We start from the raw sequence: 14,430 nt of genomic DNA on the forward strand, positions 1-14,430 counted from the left end.
GGCGTTGCTGGGCACGATACGGTATCCTGGAGGCGCGCATGTCGCATGAGAAGACCATCGGTAAGCCGGATGCGGGAAATCCGCACGTCCGGTTTGAAAGGGGACCTCAGGAAACGGAGCCGGCGCGCCACCGCGCCTGAGGTCTACCAATGAGCGAACAAGCCCCGCCCACCCGCCGACGATGGTTTCAACTCCAGAAGGGTTCGGTGACCCGGCGCAAATGGTGCTGCGAACGATTACAGCGGGAGGTTGCTCGCGGCTACCAGCAGGGAATGTCAATCTTCGTTTGCCAGAGCAGCGACGGCCTTATCCGGGCACTCATGGTGTTTCGAGCACTTGAGCATGCGGGCGATGCTCGATTGATTCCGAAGAGCCCACTTCGGATTGTGCTAGAAACGCAAACGTTCCTGACTCATTGCCCGTGGTGTGGAATAAATCTCGACAACCATTACACCGAAGCCGATGCCCAACTCTGCGACTGGACCCCACCCCAAAAGTTGCGGAAGGATCAGCCCCCAGCACCACAAACTTAAGACACCACCGGCCGATTCCCATCATTGACGGCCCCGGCCGCGCGCCGCTACGCTACGAAGCTCGCACCGCACGTCATTCGCATTCGCCCAGTAGCGTGCCACGTCACGAATCGCCCGTTTGCGCCAAACCGTCGGCCATGGGAGAGGAACGTGCTTTTATTCAAGAAGAAATTCCTGCCGGCCATTCGCGCCGGCGAAAAAACGCAAACCGTCCGGCTGTGGAAGCATCGCCGCATGCGGCCGGGGCAGCGCAGCTACATCCCCGGGGCCGGCTACATCCAGGTCGATACGGTCGATGAAGTCGACCTCGACGAGCTGACGGACGAGGATGCCCGCCGTGACGGCTTCGAAAACGTCGCGCTATTGCGCAGCGAGATTACGCAACTTTATGAAGAGCAGCTAACGGCCGGCTACCGAGCCTACCGGGTGATCTTTCACACGGTTTCGAAGGAGCACGCCGCAGAAGAAGTGATGAGTGATGAGCGCGAAGTGATGAGCGATATGACGGCTTGAGCGTCAATCCAAAGCCGGGAATTTCCCTTTCGCTCATCACTCAGCACTCATCGTTCCTCACTTCGGCGCTCACGCTTCTTCCTCTTCGTGCAGCACGGCCTTTTCGATGATTTCCTTCTGGGCGTGCGGTGGCACGACGTCGTAGTGGCTGAACTCCATCGTGTAGCTTCCTTGCCCGCCGGTCATGCTCGAAAGGCTGCGGGCGTAGGTCGTGACCTCGGAGAGCGGGACCTCGGCGGTGACGGTCTGCAGATCCCCGCCGGCCGAGTCCATGCCCAATACCCGGCCGCGCCGGCCTGACATATCGCTGTTGATATCCCCCAGCTTTTCGCCGGGCACCGTGATGTGTACCTTGACGATCGGTTCCAACAGCGACGGCCGCGCTTCGCGGAACACATTGCGGAAGGCCATCGAGCCCGCCGTCTTGAACGCTGCTTCCGAGCTATCGACCGGATGGTGCTTGCCGAAGTGGACCTCAACCGCCACGTTCTGCACCTTGAAGCCCGCGATCACGCCCCGTTCGAGGCGTTCTTTGAACCCCTTTTCCACGGCCGGCAGGAAGTTGTTGGGAATCGTGCCGCCGACGATCGAATCGACCCACAAGAAATTGTGCCCTTGATCGTAGTGGAATTCGCGCATCGAGGGAAAACGCGCCTTCGTGGCGAATTCCTCGATCTTGGTCCCCTCGGGCAAGGGATACATGCGGATGTGTACTTCGCCGAATTGGCCGCGGCCGCCCGATTGCTTCTTGTGCCGGTAACTTCCTTCGGCGTTGGCCTGGATCGTCTCGCGATAGGGGATCTTCGGCTCCTTGACGTCGACTTCGACCTTGTCACGCCGTTTGAGCCGCTCGCGCAATAGCTGCAAGTGCAACTCGCTCATGCCGGTCATCACCAGCTCGTGCGTCTGCGGGTCAGGAGCGAGGCGCAGGGTCGAATCTTCTTCGACGATCTTGTGCAGGGCGCCGGAGAGCTTGCCTTCGTCGCCGCGCGTTTTCGGCGTGACGGCCAGCCCCACCATGGGCGTGGGGAACTGCATGGGCGGCAGCGTGAGATCGCCCAGGCAGGTGCCGGTGTGCAGGTCCTCGCACTTGGCCACGGCCACGATATCGCCGGGCCCGGCCACGTCCAATGGCTCGGTCGTCGAGCCTTGCACGCGCAACAACTGGTGCAGTTTGACCGGCTTGCGTGCCGTCGAGGCATGGACCGTTTCGTCCTTCTTCAGCGTGCCCGAATAGATGCGCATATAGCTCAGCCGTTGCACGAACGGATCGATGCGCGTCTTGAAGACCTGCGCCACCAGCGGTGCGGCCGGGTCGGGTTTGATCTCGACCTCGCTGCCATCCGTCTTGTTTGCCTTGTGCGGAATTTTGTTGGGGGGCACAGAGCAGAGAGCCAGCGCATCGAGGAATTCGGGCACGCCAATGCCGGGCTTCCCGGCCACGCACACGATCGGAATCAGGCTGCCTGCGGCCACGGCGTCGACGATCAGCCGGCTGATCTCTTCCGGCGTGGGGGGCGTGCCTTCGAAGTAACGCTCCGTAACGGCTTCGTCGACTTCGATAATCGACTCGATCAGCGATTCGTTGATCGCCGCCGGGTCGACCAGGGCCCCCTTGGTGTCGGCCGGTACGTTCAGCGTGCTGACCACGCCTTTGAAGTCGTGCCCGCTGCCGATCGGCACGTTCAGCGGCACGCAGGCCGTACCGAACAGGGCGCGGATGTTCTTGAGCAGCTTGTCGAACTCGATATTCTCCGAGTCCATTTTGCTGACGACGATGATCCGCCCCAGGCCGGCCTTGCCCGCCTCTTGAAACACGCGGCGGGTGTTGACCTCGATCCCTGAGTGGGCGTTGACGAAGATGCAGGCGTTGTCGACGCCGCGGAGGGCCGCGAGAGTTTGGCCGATGAAGTCGGGGTAGCCCGGCGTATCGATGACGTTGAAGTATTTGCCGGCGTGGTTGAAGTGCACCAGGCTCGATTCGACCGTGTACTTGTGGTGCTTCTCTTCCTCGTCGAAGTCGCAGATGCTGGTGCCGGCCTCGACGCTGGCCGGATGGTTGATGGCCCCGGTTTTGGCGAGCAGCGTGTCAGCCAGCGTCGTCTTGCCGGCCGAGCCGTGCCCACAAAAAGCAATGTTGCGGATGTCCTCGACTTTGTGCTGAGCCATGAAACCATCCTCTGGGCTTGATGCGTGATTGCGTGCTCGATCGAGAAATGAGAGGCGGCGCCGCGGCATTTCGCCGCCGCCGGCCTTTGTCTCGATTTGTAAACAGCCTCTTACACCAGCTGATCTGCTTGTCGGCTTCCTCCTTCGGCGGCGGCGAGAGCTTCGCGCAGCGTGAATTTTTTATCGTAGAGGGCGCGGCCGATAATGCAGCCCGCCAGCCCAAGCTCGGCCAATTGGCGCACGTCGTCCGCCGCGTGAATGCCGCCTGAAGCGATGACCGGCAGCCGCGTGGCGGCCTGCATCTCGCGCATGGCCGTCAGGTTCGGGCCGCACAGCATGCCGTCTGTCGCGATGTCGGTATAGATGATCGCGGCCAAGGGCTCGTTCGAGAAATCGCGCGCCAGCTCCGTGGCTTGCACGCCACTGGTGCGCAGCCAGCCGTCGGTGGCCACCTGCCCGTCGCGCGCGTCGATCCCCAGCACCAGCCGGCCGGGCACTTCGCGCGCCAGTTGGCGAAACCACTGGGGCTCGGCCAGGGCCCGCGTGCCGATTACCAGGCGCGACAGGCCCGCGTCGAGCAACTGCCTGACGGTTTGCTCGTCGCGGATGCCTCCGCCCACTTCGCAGGGCACGTCCACCGCGGCCAGGATGGCTTCGATGGCGGGCAGATTCGTGGGCCGCCCGTCACGCGCGCCATCGAGATCGACCAGGTGCAGGCATTGCGCGCCTTCGGCCACCCAGTGCCGGGCCATGGCAGCGGGATCGTCGCCGAAGACCGTTTCGCGGTCGTAGTCCCCTTGTTGAAGGCGAACGCATTTGCCTCCGCGCAAGTCAATAGCCGGCCAGATCTGCATACCGCTTGAATCCCGCGCGCAAGAGAAGATCGAAAGGACCGTTCAAATATCGCACAGAAAAAAACGACAAGCAATAGTCGGCCGTACGTTGCGAGCTGCGCCATGCTTTTTCCGCCACCGGCGGAATAAGCATGTGGTTGCAGAGCCGCGCCCCACAGAATGGCGGCTAAGAAATGCGAGCGTTCCGCGATCCAGGTGTAGGTCGATGCGATATTAGCCTCGGCCTCAGGATGAATGATGACGCGCAGGTCACCCATCGCGGAGCTCAGGGCGCGACGCACGGAAATCGGCGTCGAATTCCTCGAAGGGCCTGCCCTGCCCTCGCCGAAGAGGGCTAGTTCTGGCTGACGCCGTCGCCGCTGCGTTCTTCTTTATTGAGCAGGTGGCGCAGGTAGCGAGCCCGCTCGATGTTCCGGTCGGCCGTGTCGAGTTCGCCGCCGGTGATCTTTTGCAGGTGGGCCGGCTGCGTATAGATGAAGAGCTTGTTGACGGTGGGGATTTCCAAGTCGTGGATCAGCCCCAGGTTTACTCCCATGCGGACGCTGGAGAGCAAGTGCATGGTTTCTTCAGAGCTGATGGTTTGCGCCGTGCGCAGGATGCCATAGGCCCGGCTGACCCGATCGTGCAAGTTCTCGTGACTTTCGCGCACCAAGAAGTCGCGCGCTTTGCGCTCGTAGTCGATGATCGTGGGAATGACGTCACCCACCTGCTTGACGAGATCTGGCTCACTGCGACCGAGCGTGATCTGGTTGCTGATCTGGTAGAAGTCGCCCATGGCCTGCGAGCCTTCGCCGTACAGTCCCCGCACGGCAAGGCTGATCTTTTGCAGCGAGCGGAACAGCTTGTCAATCTGCCGCGTGATGACCAGGGCCGGCAGGTGCAGCATCACGCTCACGCGCATGCCGGTGCCGACATTGGTGGGACAGGCCGTGAGGTAGCCCAGGTTTTCGTTGAAAGCGTAGGTGACCTGTTTTTCGACCAGGTCGTCGATGCGGTTGATCGTCTCCCAGGCGTTCTGCAGGTTCAATCCGCTTTGAATCACCTGGATGCGCAGGTGATCCTCTTCATTGATCATCAGGCTGGTCTGTTCGTTCTCGGCAATGACGACGCCGCGCGGACCTTCGGCTTCGGAATGCTCGCGGCTGATCAATTGCCGCTCGACGAGCAATTGCCGGTCGAGCGCCGGCAACTTATTGACGTCGACGAACGTCATCGCGCCGAGCTCGTCGATGCCGGTGACCCGCTCGCGCAGCACGCGCTCGATCTCGGCGCGGTCCGCGGCATTGGCACGACTGATGAACGGGTAATCCGCCAAATTGCGCGCCAGGCGGATGCGGCTGCTCATGACGATGTCGGCCTCGGGACCAGCGCCCCGTAGCCATTCGCCGCTAGTACGTGCCAGGTTCGTAAAATCCACGTTCGCTTAATCCGACTGCTGAGGACTTGCTCGTACCGTTCCGCGCGCTCACACGTGGCTGCTCACTCTGGCACACGCTCTCCGCAGCGAACGGAATTCATCCGAAGCTGCGACTCACGATTGCTCGATCTGGCGAATCTCGTCCCGCAACTGCGACGCCCGCTCGTAATCCTCGCTCTGCACCGCCTCTTTCATCTCTCGGCGGAGGCGAATCAGGTCGGTTTGCCGATCGGTATTCCCCTGCGTCCGCTGCGGACGCTTGCCGATGTGCCGCGACTCGCCGTGAATATTCAGGATCAGCGGCTCCAACTCCTTCTGGAAGCAAATATAATCGTGCGGGCAGCCCAGACGGCCCTCCTTGCGAAACTCGAAGAACGTAATCCCGCAGATCGGGCAAGCCTGCTGATCCAGCCGCGCCAATTCCTCGGCGGTCTGACCCACGGCCAGATGTTGCGCCAGCGCCCCGGCCAGGCTCTGACCGCTCCCCTGCTCGGGCTCCGATTCGGTCAGGTAGCTGCGAGCGTGCTGCTCGCACAGGTGCAATTCCTGCGGCTTGCCACCGGTCAACTCGGTGATATGGAACGTCGCCGGCTTATCGCAACGCTGACACTTCATAGCTGTCGAATCTGCCCTGGCAAGGCCGGCGTCACGACGCCCAATTACTTGCCGCGTAGCAGTTTAGAGTGTGGTCGTTTGCTGCCCAAGGGATTCTAACAGTGCCCCCTAGGGTGTCAATGCCGACCGGTTTGGGCGGGATCGAACCGGCAACAAACGGCCCGCATTTATGTTTGCCGCCTGAACGTCAGCGACGCCACCACCCCAGGAGAACTGCAAAGTTGAGATTCTGCGCGCGTATCTTCTGTAGCCGGCCTCGGTGAGGGCCGGGATTCCGCGTGCCGCTTCCAGGGTCACAGACCCCGGCTACAGACTTTGCAGTTCTCCTGGCCACCACCCGGCTTCGGTTGTCCCTATTTTCGCCCGTTGCTAAGCTCAAGCGCGCGAACGGACCTCGAAGGACGATCCCCGTTTCCGCGATCGGCGGCAATCCTCGCCGATCGCGAACCTGGCGCGCGACGCCGGTTTCCTATCCTGATGCGTCAACGTGCTGTTCGCAGTCGATTCCAATCGCGTGGAGAACAACAGACTCGGATGGGACACTTCCCCGATTTCGATACGTTCTGTCGCCTCTCGGCAGGGGTGCATCTCGTTCCGGTCTATCGTCGTCTGCTCAGCGATATGCTGACCCCGGTCACCGCCTGTCGGCGCGTTGATGCCGGCCGCGGCGCCTGCCTGTTCGAGAGCGTCGTAGGTGGCGAACGCGTCGGCCGTTACAGCTTCGTGGCGGCAGGACCGTTTCTCGAATTCGAGGCCCGCGGCAACGACGTGACGATCACGAATCTCACCGGCCCGACGCCGCGCAGTGAGAAATTCCGCTCGCCGGATCCGCTCGAGGATCTCAAGAAGCAAGTCAATCGCTGGCGCTCGGCAACGCTCGCCGATCTGCCCCCGTTTTGCAGCGGGGCGGTGGGGTACGCGGGCTATGACGCGGTGCGCTACGTCGAGAATCTGCCGAATGCGCCCCCCGACGACCGCGGGCTGCCCGATTTGGTCTTCGCTTTCTACGACCACATGCTGGTCTTCGACAACATCACCAAGACCATGACCATCGTGGCGATGGCCCGGCTCGACGACGACCGTCGTTCGCCGGCCGACCTGAAAGCTGCCTATGACGATGCGTGTCGGCGCGTCGACTCGCTGGTCGAGCAACTAGCCACGCCCGGAGCCGATCCGCGGCCCGTCGATATTGCTACGCGTGGCGAGCCGCGCATCATGGTCGAATCGAATTTCACGCGCGAGGCGTTCGAGGCCGCCGTCGAACGCTGTTTGGAGTACATCCGCGCCGGCGACATTTTCCAGGTCGTCCTCAGCCAGCGCTTGAAGACAAAGATCACGGCCCATCCGTTCGAAATCTATCGCACGCTGCGCGTCGTGAACCCCAGCCCGTTCATGTTCTACCTGCGCACGCCTCAGGTGACGCTGGTCGGCAGCTCACCGGAAATCCTGGTTCGCTGCATGGACGGTGAAGTAACCGTTCGGCCGCTGGCCGGCACGCGCCCCCGCGGCGCGAGTGAGGAAGAGGACCGGCGCCTGGCCGAAGAGCTGCTGGCCGATCCCAAAGAACGGGCCGAGCATGTCATGCTCGTGGACCTGGGGCGCAACGACGTCGGCCGGGTTGCCCGCTATGGCTCGGTCGAACTGTCGGACGTCATGACCGTCGAGCGCTACAGCCACGTCATGCACATTACGTCGAACGTCACGGGGCAGTTATCGCCCGGCCGCGATGCCTTCGACGCTTTGCGCGCCTGCCTACCGGCCGGCACCGTCTCCGGCGCCCCGAAGGTGCGGGCGATGCAAATCATCGACGAGCTCGAACCGCACCGTCGCGGTCCCTACGCGGGCGCGGTGGGATATTTCGACTTCAACGGCAACATGGATACCTGCATCGCGCTGCGCACCTTGGTGGTCCAAAACGGAAACGCGTACGTCCAGGCCGGCGCGGGCCTCGTGGCGGACAGCGTGCCGGCGGCCGAGTATCAGGAAACGCTCAATAAGGCCCGCGGGCTCTTGAAGGCGATCGAAATCACCGAAGATCGGATGCGTGCGACCTGATTGCCGTGGCGAGGGCGGGAGGCGATGCGACGATCACGCTGCCTGGTACGCCTCGGCGCGGGCGCGATCCACGTCCACCCCCAGGCCGGGCGCCTGCGGCACGGAGATCGTCCCGTCAAGAATGACCAACGGGTCGCGCAGCACGCTCTCGTGCAGTTGGTACGCGGCGCATTCGTGGGCCAGCCCCAGATTGGGCGTCGCCGCGGCCAGGTGCAACACGCCGGCGAGCGCTACGCCGAGCCCCGCTCCGCCGCGCAGTGAGACGGGCAACTGCGCCGCGGCGCCTACGATCGCGCATTTTCGCGCCGGCCACAGCCCACCGACGACCCCAATATCGACCAGGACGTGCAAGGGGACTCCGCAACGCGCCAAGGCGAGCACGTCCGCCGGCGAGCGAACCGGGGCCGAAACGGCGACAGGCACCGTCGTTTGTCGCACAAGCGCCGGCAGCCCATCCATGCCGGTTTCGAGCGGATCGATAATGAATTGCAAGCCAATGCGTTCCAGCCGGCGACATAGTTCGCGCGCCGTGACTGCCGCAAAGCGACCGGCCGCGTCGAGACGCAATTGCACGCGCGGCGGTACCGCCTGACGCACGGCCGCGACCAGCGCCACGTCGTCCTCGACATCTCCGGTGGCCGTGATCGCCTGCGTGTAAAAGCCGCGGGCCGCCAGGTCACGCGACAACTCCACCGTGCGCTCAAGCGCCGCCACCGGCAATCGCACGCCCAACGGTACGCGCGGGCGATATTCACCCCCCCACATCTTGTAAAGAGGAAGCCGCGCGCTGCGGGCCATCAGATCCCAGCAAGCCATTTCGACAGCCGCTTGCAAACCCGAGGGCACAATCGCATCGATCGCCAGCAGTTCTTCGATATCGGCGACCGTATGGCCGGCCAGCACCGGCAAGATCCGCTCGCGCCGCGGCGCGAGCTCGCTGGCGCGCCAAGGCACGCGCGCTTCGCCCCAGCCCTCCTGGCCCGTGGCGGTGGTCAATCGCAGCAGCAAGGAGTGTTCGGCCGAATTCGTCGGCTCGTGACGTGCCGTGTGCGGGTCGAGCAGATAGAAATCGAGGTCCGCGATCTTCATGGCGGCCGCCAGGCGATTGCACGCCCCGACAGGTTTGGGACATTGCCGCGCGAACGTTCTTCAGAACAGAGACGCCCCGCGCTACCGGCCAACGGGCGCGGGTGCGACGCTAACCACCAGCGTGCGAGACGTTGCCGCTGGCCAAGAGCGTTCGCAATTCGCGCGGCAAGGGAAAGTACACTTCCTCCTCGCGAACCGTGCTCGTCTCGACCGTGGCGCCGAATCGCTTGCGCAGGAACTCCACGCAGTCTTCGACGACCAGCTCGGGGGCGCTTGCGCCGGCGGTAATCAACACCGTTTCGTTTCCCTGGAACCAGGCCAGATCGATATCCGCCGATCCGTCGATCAGGTAAGCGGGCACGCCGCTTTCGCGCGCCAGCTCCGCCAGCCGCTGGCTGTTCGAGCTGTTCTGACTGCCTAGCACCAGCACCAGGTTGGCGTCATGCGACAACAGCTTGACCGCCTCTTGCCGATTCTGCGTGGCGTAGCAGATGTCTTCCTTCGGCGGGTTGGCGATGTGCGGGAAGCGAGCCCGCAGCCGCTCGATGATTCGATTCGCATCGTCGACCGACAGCGTGGTTTGCGTCAGGTAAGCCAACCGTTCGGGATTGGGCACTTCCAGTCGATCCACATCTTCGGGAGTCTCGACCAGCAGCATCGATTCCGGCGCTTCGCCCATCGTGCCGATGACTTCGTCGTGCCCTTCATGGCCAATCAGCAGAATCGTGTACCCCTCGCGGGCGTAGCGAATCGCTTCCAGGTGAACCTTGGTGACCAGCGGGCAAGTGGCGTCGATCGTGCGCAAACGACGCTCTTCGGCCACGCGGCGTATCTCGGGCGAAACCCCGTGCGCCGAATAGAGGAGCGTGGCCCCTTCAGGCACTTCTTCGAGGTAATCGACGAAGACGGCGCCCTCCCGGCGAAACCGCTCGACAACGTATTTGTTGTGTACGATCTCGTGATAGACGTAGATCGGCGTGCCGTACACTTTGATCGCCAGCTCGAGGCTTTCGATCGCCATGTTGACGCCGGCACAGAAGCCGCGCGGAGCGGCCAGAATGATTCGCATGGTTGGCCTCTTGAGGGAACCTTATCATAATGGATGCCCCCGCGGCCGAATAGGCGGCTTCGTGTGGTGATGCGCGTCCTCGGCAATCGCCCCTCGCGGCTCCCCGAATGTTCACCGTCATGTCGCGCGACGATTAACACCATGGCCAGCATGCCGTTTCAAGTGGATCTCGACAGGTACGGGCCGGCGAGCTCGCGCGCGGCTGCGTCGCTCGCCGAAAGTCGGGATTATTGTCGCGAGCTGGCCACCCGACATTACGAGAATTTTCACGTCGCCAGCTTGCTGTTGCCGCGCGCGCTGCGTCCGCACTTTCACGCGGTGTATGCCTATTGCCGGTGGTCGGACGACCTGGCCGACGAGATCGGTGACGCCAAACACAGCGAGGAATTACTCGACTGGTGGGAGGCCGAACTAAGGGATTGCTATGCCGGTAGCGCGCGGCATCCGGTGTTCGTAGCGCTTCGCCAGACGATCCAGGAATTCTCGATTCCGATCGCGCCGTTCGCCGATTTGCTTGTAGCTTTTCGCCAGGATCAAAGCGTTCATCGCTACGAAAGGCCCGACGACGTGCTGGCCTATTGTCGCTACTCGGCCAACCCGGTCGGCCGGCTGGTGCTCTTTCTGGCGCAGGCCCACGACGAAGGGCGCGGCGCCCTGGCCGACTCGATCTGCACCGGCCTGCAACTGGCCAATTTCTGCCAGGACGTGGCGGGCGACTGGCAGCGCGGCCGCGTCTATCTGCCGCAAGCCGAGTGCCGCCGCTTCGGCTACTCCGAAGACGATTTCGCACGGCACGCGGCCAACGATAATTTCCGGCGCCTCATGGCAAGCGAGGTCGAGCGGGCCGCGACGTATCTGCGTCAAGGGCTGCCGCTGGTGGACCTCATGCCGCGCGGCTTGCGTGGCGATGTATGGCTGTTCGCGCACGGCGGCCTGGCGATTCTCGAACGGATTCGCGCCGTCGACTACGACGTGTGGCACAAGCGGCCGAAAATCTCGCGCCTCGGCAAAGCGCGGCTGCTCGGTGGCGCCGTGTGGCGGAATCTGTTCGCCGGAAGCCCGAATGCGGGCTCGGCGCCGATCGAAAGCTGTGCGAGGCAAGCATGACCGCGGATCTCGCCAGCAGTTACGCGCATTGCCAAAGCATTGCTCGGCGCGCGGCCGGCAATTTTTACTATTCCTTCCTGGTATTGCCGCGCGCTAAACGCCGCGCGATGTGCGCTCTCTACACGTTTTTGCGCGCCACCGATGATTTGGGCGACAGCGACCGGCCGCTGGAGGAACGCCGCGACGCGCTGGCCGCCTGGCGACGCGAATTGACCGGCGCGCTCGCCGGGGCCAGCGACTCGCCGATTTGGCCGGCCCTGGTCCACACGATCGAAAGCCACGATATCCCGCACGAGTATTTGTATGATTGCATCACCGGCGTCGAGATGGACCTCGACGGCCGTGAATACGAAACGTTCACCGATCTCGAGAACTACTGCTACCACGTGGCTTCGGTCGTAGGCCTGGCCTGCATCCACATTTGGGGATTCAACGACCCGGCGGCGCTTGAACCGGCGCGGCGGCTGGGCGTGGCCTTTCAGTTGACGAACATCCTGCGCGACTTGAAGGAAGACGCCGAGCGTGGCCGGCTGTATTTGCCACGAGAAGATCTGCGCCGCTTCGGATATACGCCCGAGCAGTTGGCGGCCGGCGAGCAAGACTCGTCATTTCGCGAGTTGATGGATTTCCAGCTTGCTCGCGCGGAGGAGTATTATCGTGCCGGCGCGGCGCTCGAACCGCTGTTATCGCGTGACAGCCGCGCCGCGTTGCGGGCGATGACCAGTATCTATCGCGGCCTGCTGCGCGAAATCAAACGCCGCGACGGTGACGTCTTCACAACCCGTGTGCGACTCAGCCCCTGGCGCAAGGCCTGGATCGCGGCGACGTCGCTCGTCGGCCGGTCCAGTTCGCCTGAAGCGCGCGTGGCGGCAAAGGCGCGTCACGGATGAGCGCGGCCGAATCGATATCGGCCGGACGTACGGCGGCGCGGCCGCGCCGGATCGCCATCGTGGGCGGGGGGTTGGCGGGTCTGGCTGCCGCCGTGGGACTGGCCCGACAATCGATCGATGGGCGGCCGTTGGAAGTCGAGCTCTTCGAAGCGCGGCGGCGCCTTGGCGGGCGCGCCGCCTCGTTTGCCGATGCCGCGACCGGCGAATCGGTCGATTACTGCCAGCACATCAGCATGGGCTGCTGTACGAACCTGGCCGACCTCTGCCGGCGCACCGGCACCGAGGACCTGTTTCGGCCCGATCGCGTGCTGCAATTGTTCACGCGCGATGGACGCTCGTCGCGGTTGAGCGCCGCGCGCTGGTTGCCCGCCCCGCTGCACCTCGCCCCGGCCCTCTTGAAGCTGCACTTTCTCTCTTGGAAAGAACGCCTGGGCATCGGCCGCGCGATGCTGCAGCTCGCGCGCGCCAAGCCGGCCAGCCTGGCCGGGCAGACGGTCGCCGCGTGGCTAAGAGCGCATGGTCAGTCGCCTCGCGCCATCGAGCGATTCTGGGGCGCGGTCCTCGTCAGTGCGCTGGGCGAGGCGGTCGATCGCGCGTCAATGCTGCACGCGCAAAAGGTCTTTCTCGACGCTTATCTTGGCAACAAAAGCGCCTATGAACTGCTCGTGCCGCGCGTGTCGCTGAGCGAACTGTACGACGGACGGTTGACCCAGTGGTTGCACGGAGCGGGCGTCGAACTACGGCTGGGCACGGCCGTCGAGCGGATCGAACAACAATCCGATAGTAGCTCCCTGAGCCTCGGCACACCCCAAGGGCGGCGACCGTTTGACGCCGTGATCGTAGCCGTGCCGTGGCAGCGTGTGACGTCGATCCTCGCGCCGCCGCTGGCGGCCCTGCCCGAGCTGGCAGGGCTTGATCGGATCAACGCGGCGCCGATCGCCGGCGTTCATCTGTGGTTCGATCGGCCGATTACGACGCTCGAACACGCGGCCCTGGTCGACATGCTCAGCCAATGGCTCTTTCGTCGCACCGATATGGAAGCCGGTCATGCCGCCGGCGAGCATTACTATCAGGTGGTCATCAGCGCCTCGCATCATATCGACCGGCGCGAACGCGGCGAGGTCGTTGCCGAAATCTGCGCTGAGTTGCGCGATGTCTTTCCCGCGGCCCGCGATGCCAGGCTTTTGCGCTGGAAACTGGTGGCCGATCCATTCGCCGTGTTCTCGGTCCGGCCCGGCATCGAGGATTTGCGCCCATCGCAGGCGACCAGCAGCGCGGGGCTTTATCTAGCAGGCGATTGGACGAAAACCGGCTGGCCTTCGACGATGGAAGGCGCGGTCCGCAGCGGCTACCTGGCCGCCGAAGCGGTGCTACGACAGTTTGGGCGCGAAGTTCCGTTGCTGGTACCCGATCTGCCACAAACGTGGCTCGCGCGACTTATCACCGGTCGTCGCGAAACCTCCTAGCTTCCCAGTCGCGATGATTCGGCGGCAATGCGGCGGTCGGGATGGCCCCCACGCGGTCAGCGAATTCGTGTCTTCCCGGACCTTCGTACTCGGGCCGGGGGGCGTCCGTGGCGCGCTTTGATCGCCAGCTGGTCCGTGGCCGCTCCAGGTGGACGCGCAACTCGCGTCTCGCAAGGCCATGCGGGTTGTTTTGCGAACGCCCGTCTTCTTGGCATGGAAGGTGCAACACAATGAAAGCGACGGGACGGAACAGCTCGACGAAGGAGAGGATCATGGGAACGAAGTCGAAGGAAACTCAGAAGCAACAAACTGGCCAAGGCACAAAGGGCCAGAAGGAAAAGAAGGGCCAGGAATTCATTCGGAGCAATCCCAACGAAGCCATGGGCCAGCATAAGTACAACCAGGGTCGCGACCCCGATCTGGGCAAGGTCGAAACGGGCCAGCACTGCGGCAGCGAGGGACAAGAGAAGCAGCCGCAGCAGCAGCAAAGGGGCCAGTCGCAACCCGCGCGTCAAAACAAGTAGCCGGCCAAGCGGCGACTTGTATCGCGGTAGAGGCCGAGCGAGCAGCCGACCTCTGCCGCACCTTTTGATATTCATTACGAATGCAGGGCGGTGTTCTTAGGAACGACGCCCGCAGAAGCCGTCAGGTAA

Annotated in this window: 12 protein-coding genes; 6 read left to right on the plus strand and 6 right to left on the minus strand. The window is 63.5% G+C overall.

What is annotated here, in order from left to right; translation table 11 throughout:
- The first annotated feature begins 683 nt into the window (after positions 1-683).
- Positions 684-1,046: an ASCH domain-containing protein gene (locus VHD36_20555; protein HVU89733.1), complete on the plus strand. Its 363-nt coding sequence runs from the start codon at positions 684-686 to the stop codon at positions 1,044-1,046.
- A gap of 69 nt (positions 1,047-1,115) precedes the next feature.
- Here VHD36_20555 and VHD36_20560 read toward each other — a convergent pair whose 3' ends face one another.
- The 4 genes from VHD36_20560 to VHD36_20575 all read right to left on the minus strand — a co-directional run bounded on the left by VHD36_20560 (position 1,116) and on the right by VHD36_20575 (position 6,101).
- Positions 1,116-3,215: an elongation factor G gene (locus VHD36_20560; protein ID HVU89734.1), complete on the minus strand. Its 2,100-nt coding sequence runs from the start codon at positions 3,213-3,215 to the stop codon at positions 1,116-1,118.
- Between the two features lie 110 nt (positions 3,216-3,325).
- A complete protein-coding gene (hisA, locus tag VHD36_20565) occupies positions 3,326-4,069 on the minus strand; it encodes a 1-(5-phosphoribosyl)-5-[(5-phosphoribosylamino)methylideneamino]imidazole-4-carboxamide isomerase (protein ID HVU89735.1) in 744 nt (247 codons plus the stop codon).
- Positions 4,070-4,403: 334 nt separating this feature from the next.
- A complete protein-coding gene (locus VHD36_20570) occupies positions 4,404-5,486 on the minus strand; it encodes a protein arginine kinase (GenBank protein HVU89736.1) in 1,083 nt (360 codons plus the stop codon).
- A 114-nt stretch (positions 5,487-5,600) separates the two neighbouring features.
- A complete protein-coding gene (locus VHD36_20575) occupies positions 5,601-6,101 on the minus strand; it encodes a UvrB/UvrC motif-containing protein (GenBank protein ID HVU89737.1) in 501 nt (166 codons plus the stop codon).
- A gap of 534 nt (positions 6,102-6,635) precedes the next feature.
- On the opposite strand from VHD36_20575, the gene trpE reads away from it, so the two are divergent.
- Positions 6,636-8,156 (plus strand): anthranilate synthase component I, encoded by a 1,521-nt coding sequence (trpE, locus tag VHD36_20580; GenBank protein ID HVU89738.1) that lies wholly within the window; start codon positions 6,636-6,638, stop codon positions 8,154-8,156.
- 33 nt (positions 8,157-8,189) lie between these two features.
- Here trpE and VHD36_20585 read toward each other — a convergent pair whose 3' ends face one another.
- Both VHD36_20585 and ispH read right to left on the minus strand, forming a co-directional pair.
- Entirely contained in the window at positions 8,190-9,245 is a 1,056-nt protein-coding gene (locus VHD36_20585; protein HVU89739.1) for an enolase C-terminal domain-like protein, read from the minus strand.
- 109 nt (positions 9,246-9,354) lie between these two features.
- A complete protein-coding gene (gene ispH / locus VHD36_20590) occupies positions 9,355-10,314 on the minus strand; it encodes a 4-hydroxy-3-methylbut-2-enyl diphosphate reductase (GenBank protein ID HVU89740.1) in 960 nt (319 codons plus the stop codon).
- 141 nt (positions 10,315-10,455) lie between these two features.
- Here ispH and hpnC point away from each other — a divergent pair, with 141 nt between their 5' ends.
- From hpnC to VHD36_20610, 4 genes are all read left to right on the plus strand, one after another.
- Complete coding sequence (gene hpnC, locus VHD36_20595) at positions 10,456-11,421, plus strand: squalene synthase HpnC (protein ID HVU89741.1); 966 nt, start codon at positions 10,456-10,458, stop codon at positions 11,419-11,421.
- Complete coding sequence (locus VHD36_20600) at positions 11,418-12,311, plus strand: phytoene/squalene synthase family protein (protein HVU89742.1); 894 nt, start codon at positions 11,418-11,420, stop codon at positions 12,309-12,311. Before hpnC ends, VHD36_20600 begins: the two co-directional genes overlap by 4 nt.
- Positions 12,308-13,777, plus strand: a complete 1,470-nt coding sequence (gene hpnE, locus VHD36_20605; protein HVU89743.1) for a hydroxysqualene dehydroxylase HpnE — start codon at positions 12,308-12,310, stop codon at positions 13,775-13,777. Before VHD36_20600 ends, hpnE begins: the two co-directional genes overlap by 4 nt.
- A gap of 272 nt (positions 13,778-14,049) precedes the next feature.
- The gene (locus VHD36_20610; GenBank protein HVU89744.1) at positions 14,050-14,301 is read left to right on the plus strand and encodes a hypothetical protein; all 252 of its coding nucleotides are present in this window, start codon (positions 14,050-14,052) and stop codon (positions 14,299-14,301) included.
- Positions 14,302-14,430: the final 129 nt, after the last annotated feature.

This window comes from Pirellulales bacterium (assembly GCA_035546535.1).
Taxonomy (GTDB): Bacteria; Planctomycetota; Planctomycetia; order Pirellulales; family JACPPG01; genus JACPPG01.

Excerpts from the sequence above, each read along its gene's own strand:
- VHD36_20560 (HVU89734.1), bottom strand. The coding sequence starts at position 3,215 with ATGGCTCAGCACAAAGTCGAGGACATCCGCAACATTGCTTTTTGTGGG.
- hisA (HVU89735.1), bottom strand. The coding sequence starts at position 4,069 with ATGCAGATCTGGCCGGCTATTGACTTGCGCGGAGGCAAATGCGTTCGC.
- VHD36_20575 (HVU89737.1), bottom strand. The coding sequence starts at position 6,101 with ATGAAGTGTCAGCGTTGCGATAAGCCGGCGACGTTCCATATCACCGAG.
- trpE (HVU89738.1), top strand. The coding sequence starts at position 6,636 with ATGGGACACTTCCCCGATTTCGATACGTTCTGTCGCCTCTCGGCAGGG.
- VHD36_20585 (HVU89739.1), bottom strand. The coding sequence starts at position 9,245 with ATGAAGATCGCGGACCTCGATTTCTATCTGCTCGACCCGCACACGGCA.
- ispH (HVU89740.1), bottom strand. The coding sequence starts at position 10,314 with ATGCGAATCATTCTGGCCGCTCCGCGCGGCTTCTGTGCCGGCGTCAAC.
- hpnC (HVU89741.1), top strand. The coding sequence starts at position 10,456 with ATGGCCAGCATGCCGTTTCAAGTGGATCTCGACAGGTACGGGCCGGCG.
- VHD36_20600 (HVU89742.1), top strand. The coding sequence starts at position 11,418 with ATGACCGCGGATCTCGCCAGCAGTTACGCGCATTGCCAAAGCATTGCT.
- hpnE (HVU89743.1), top strand. The coding sequence starts at position 12,308 with ATGAGCGCGGCCGAATCGATATCGGCCGGACGTACGGCGGCGCGGCCG.
- VHD36_20610 (HVU89744.1), top strand. The coding sequence starts at position 14,050 with ATGGGAACGAAGTCGAAGGAAACTCAGAAGCAACAAACTGGCCAAGGC.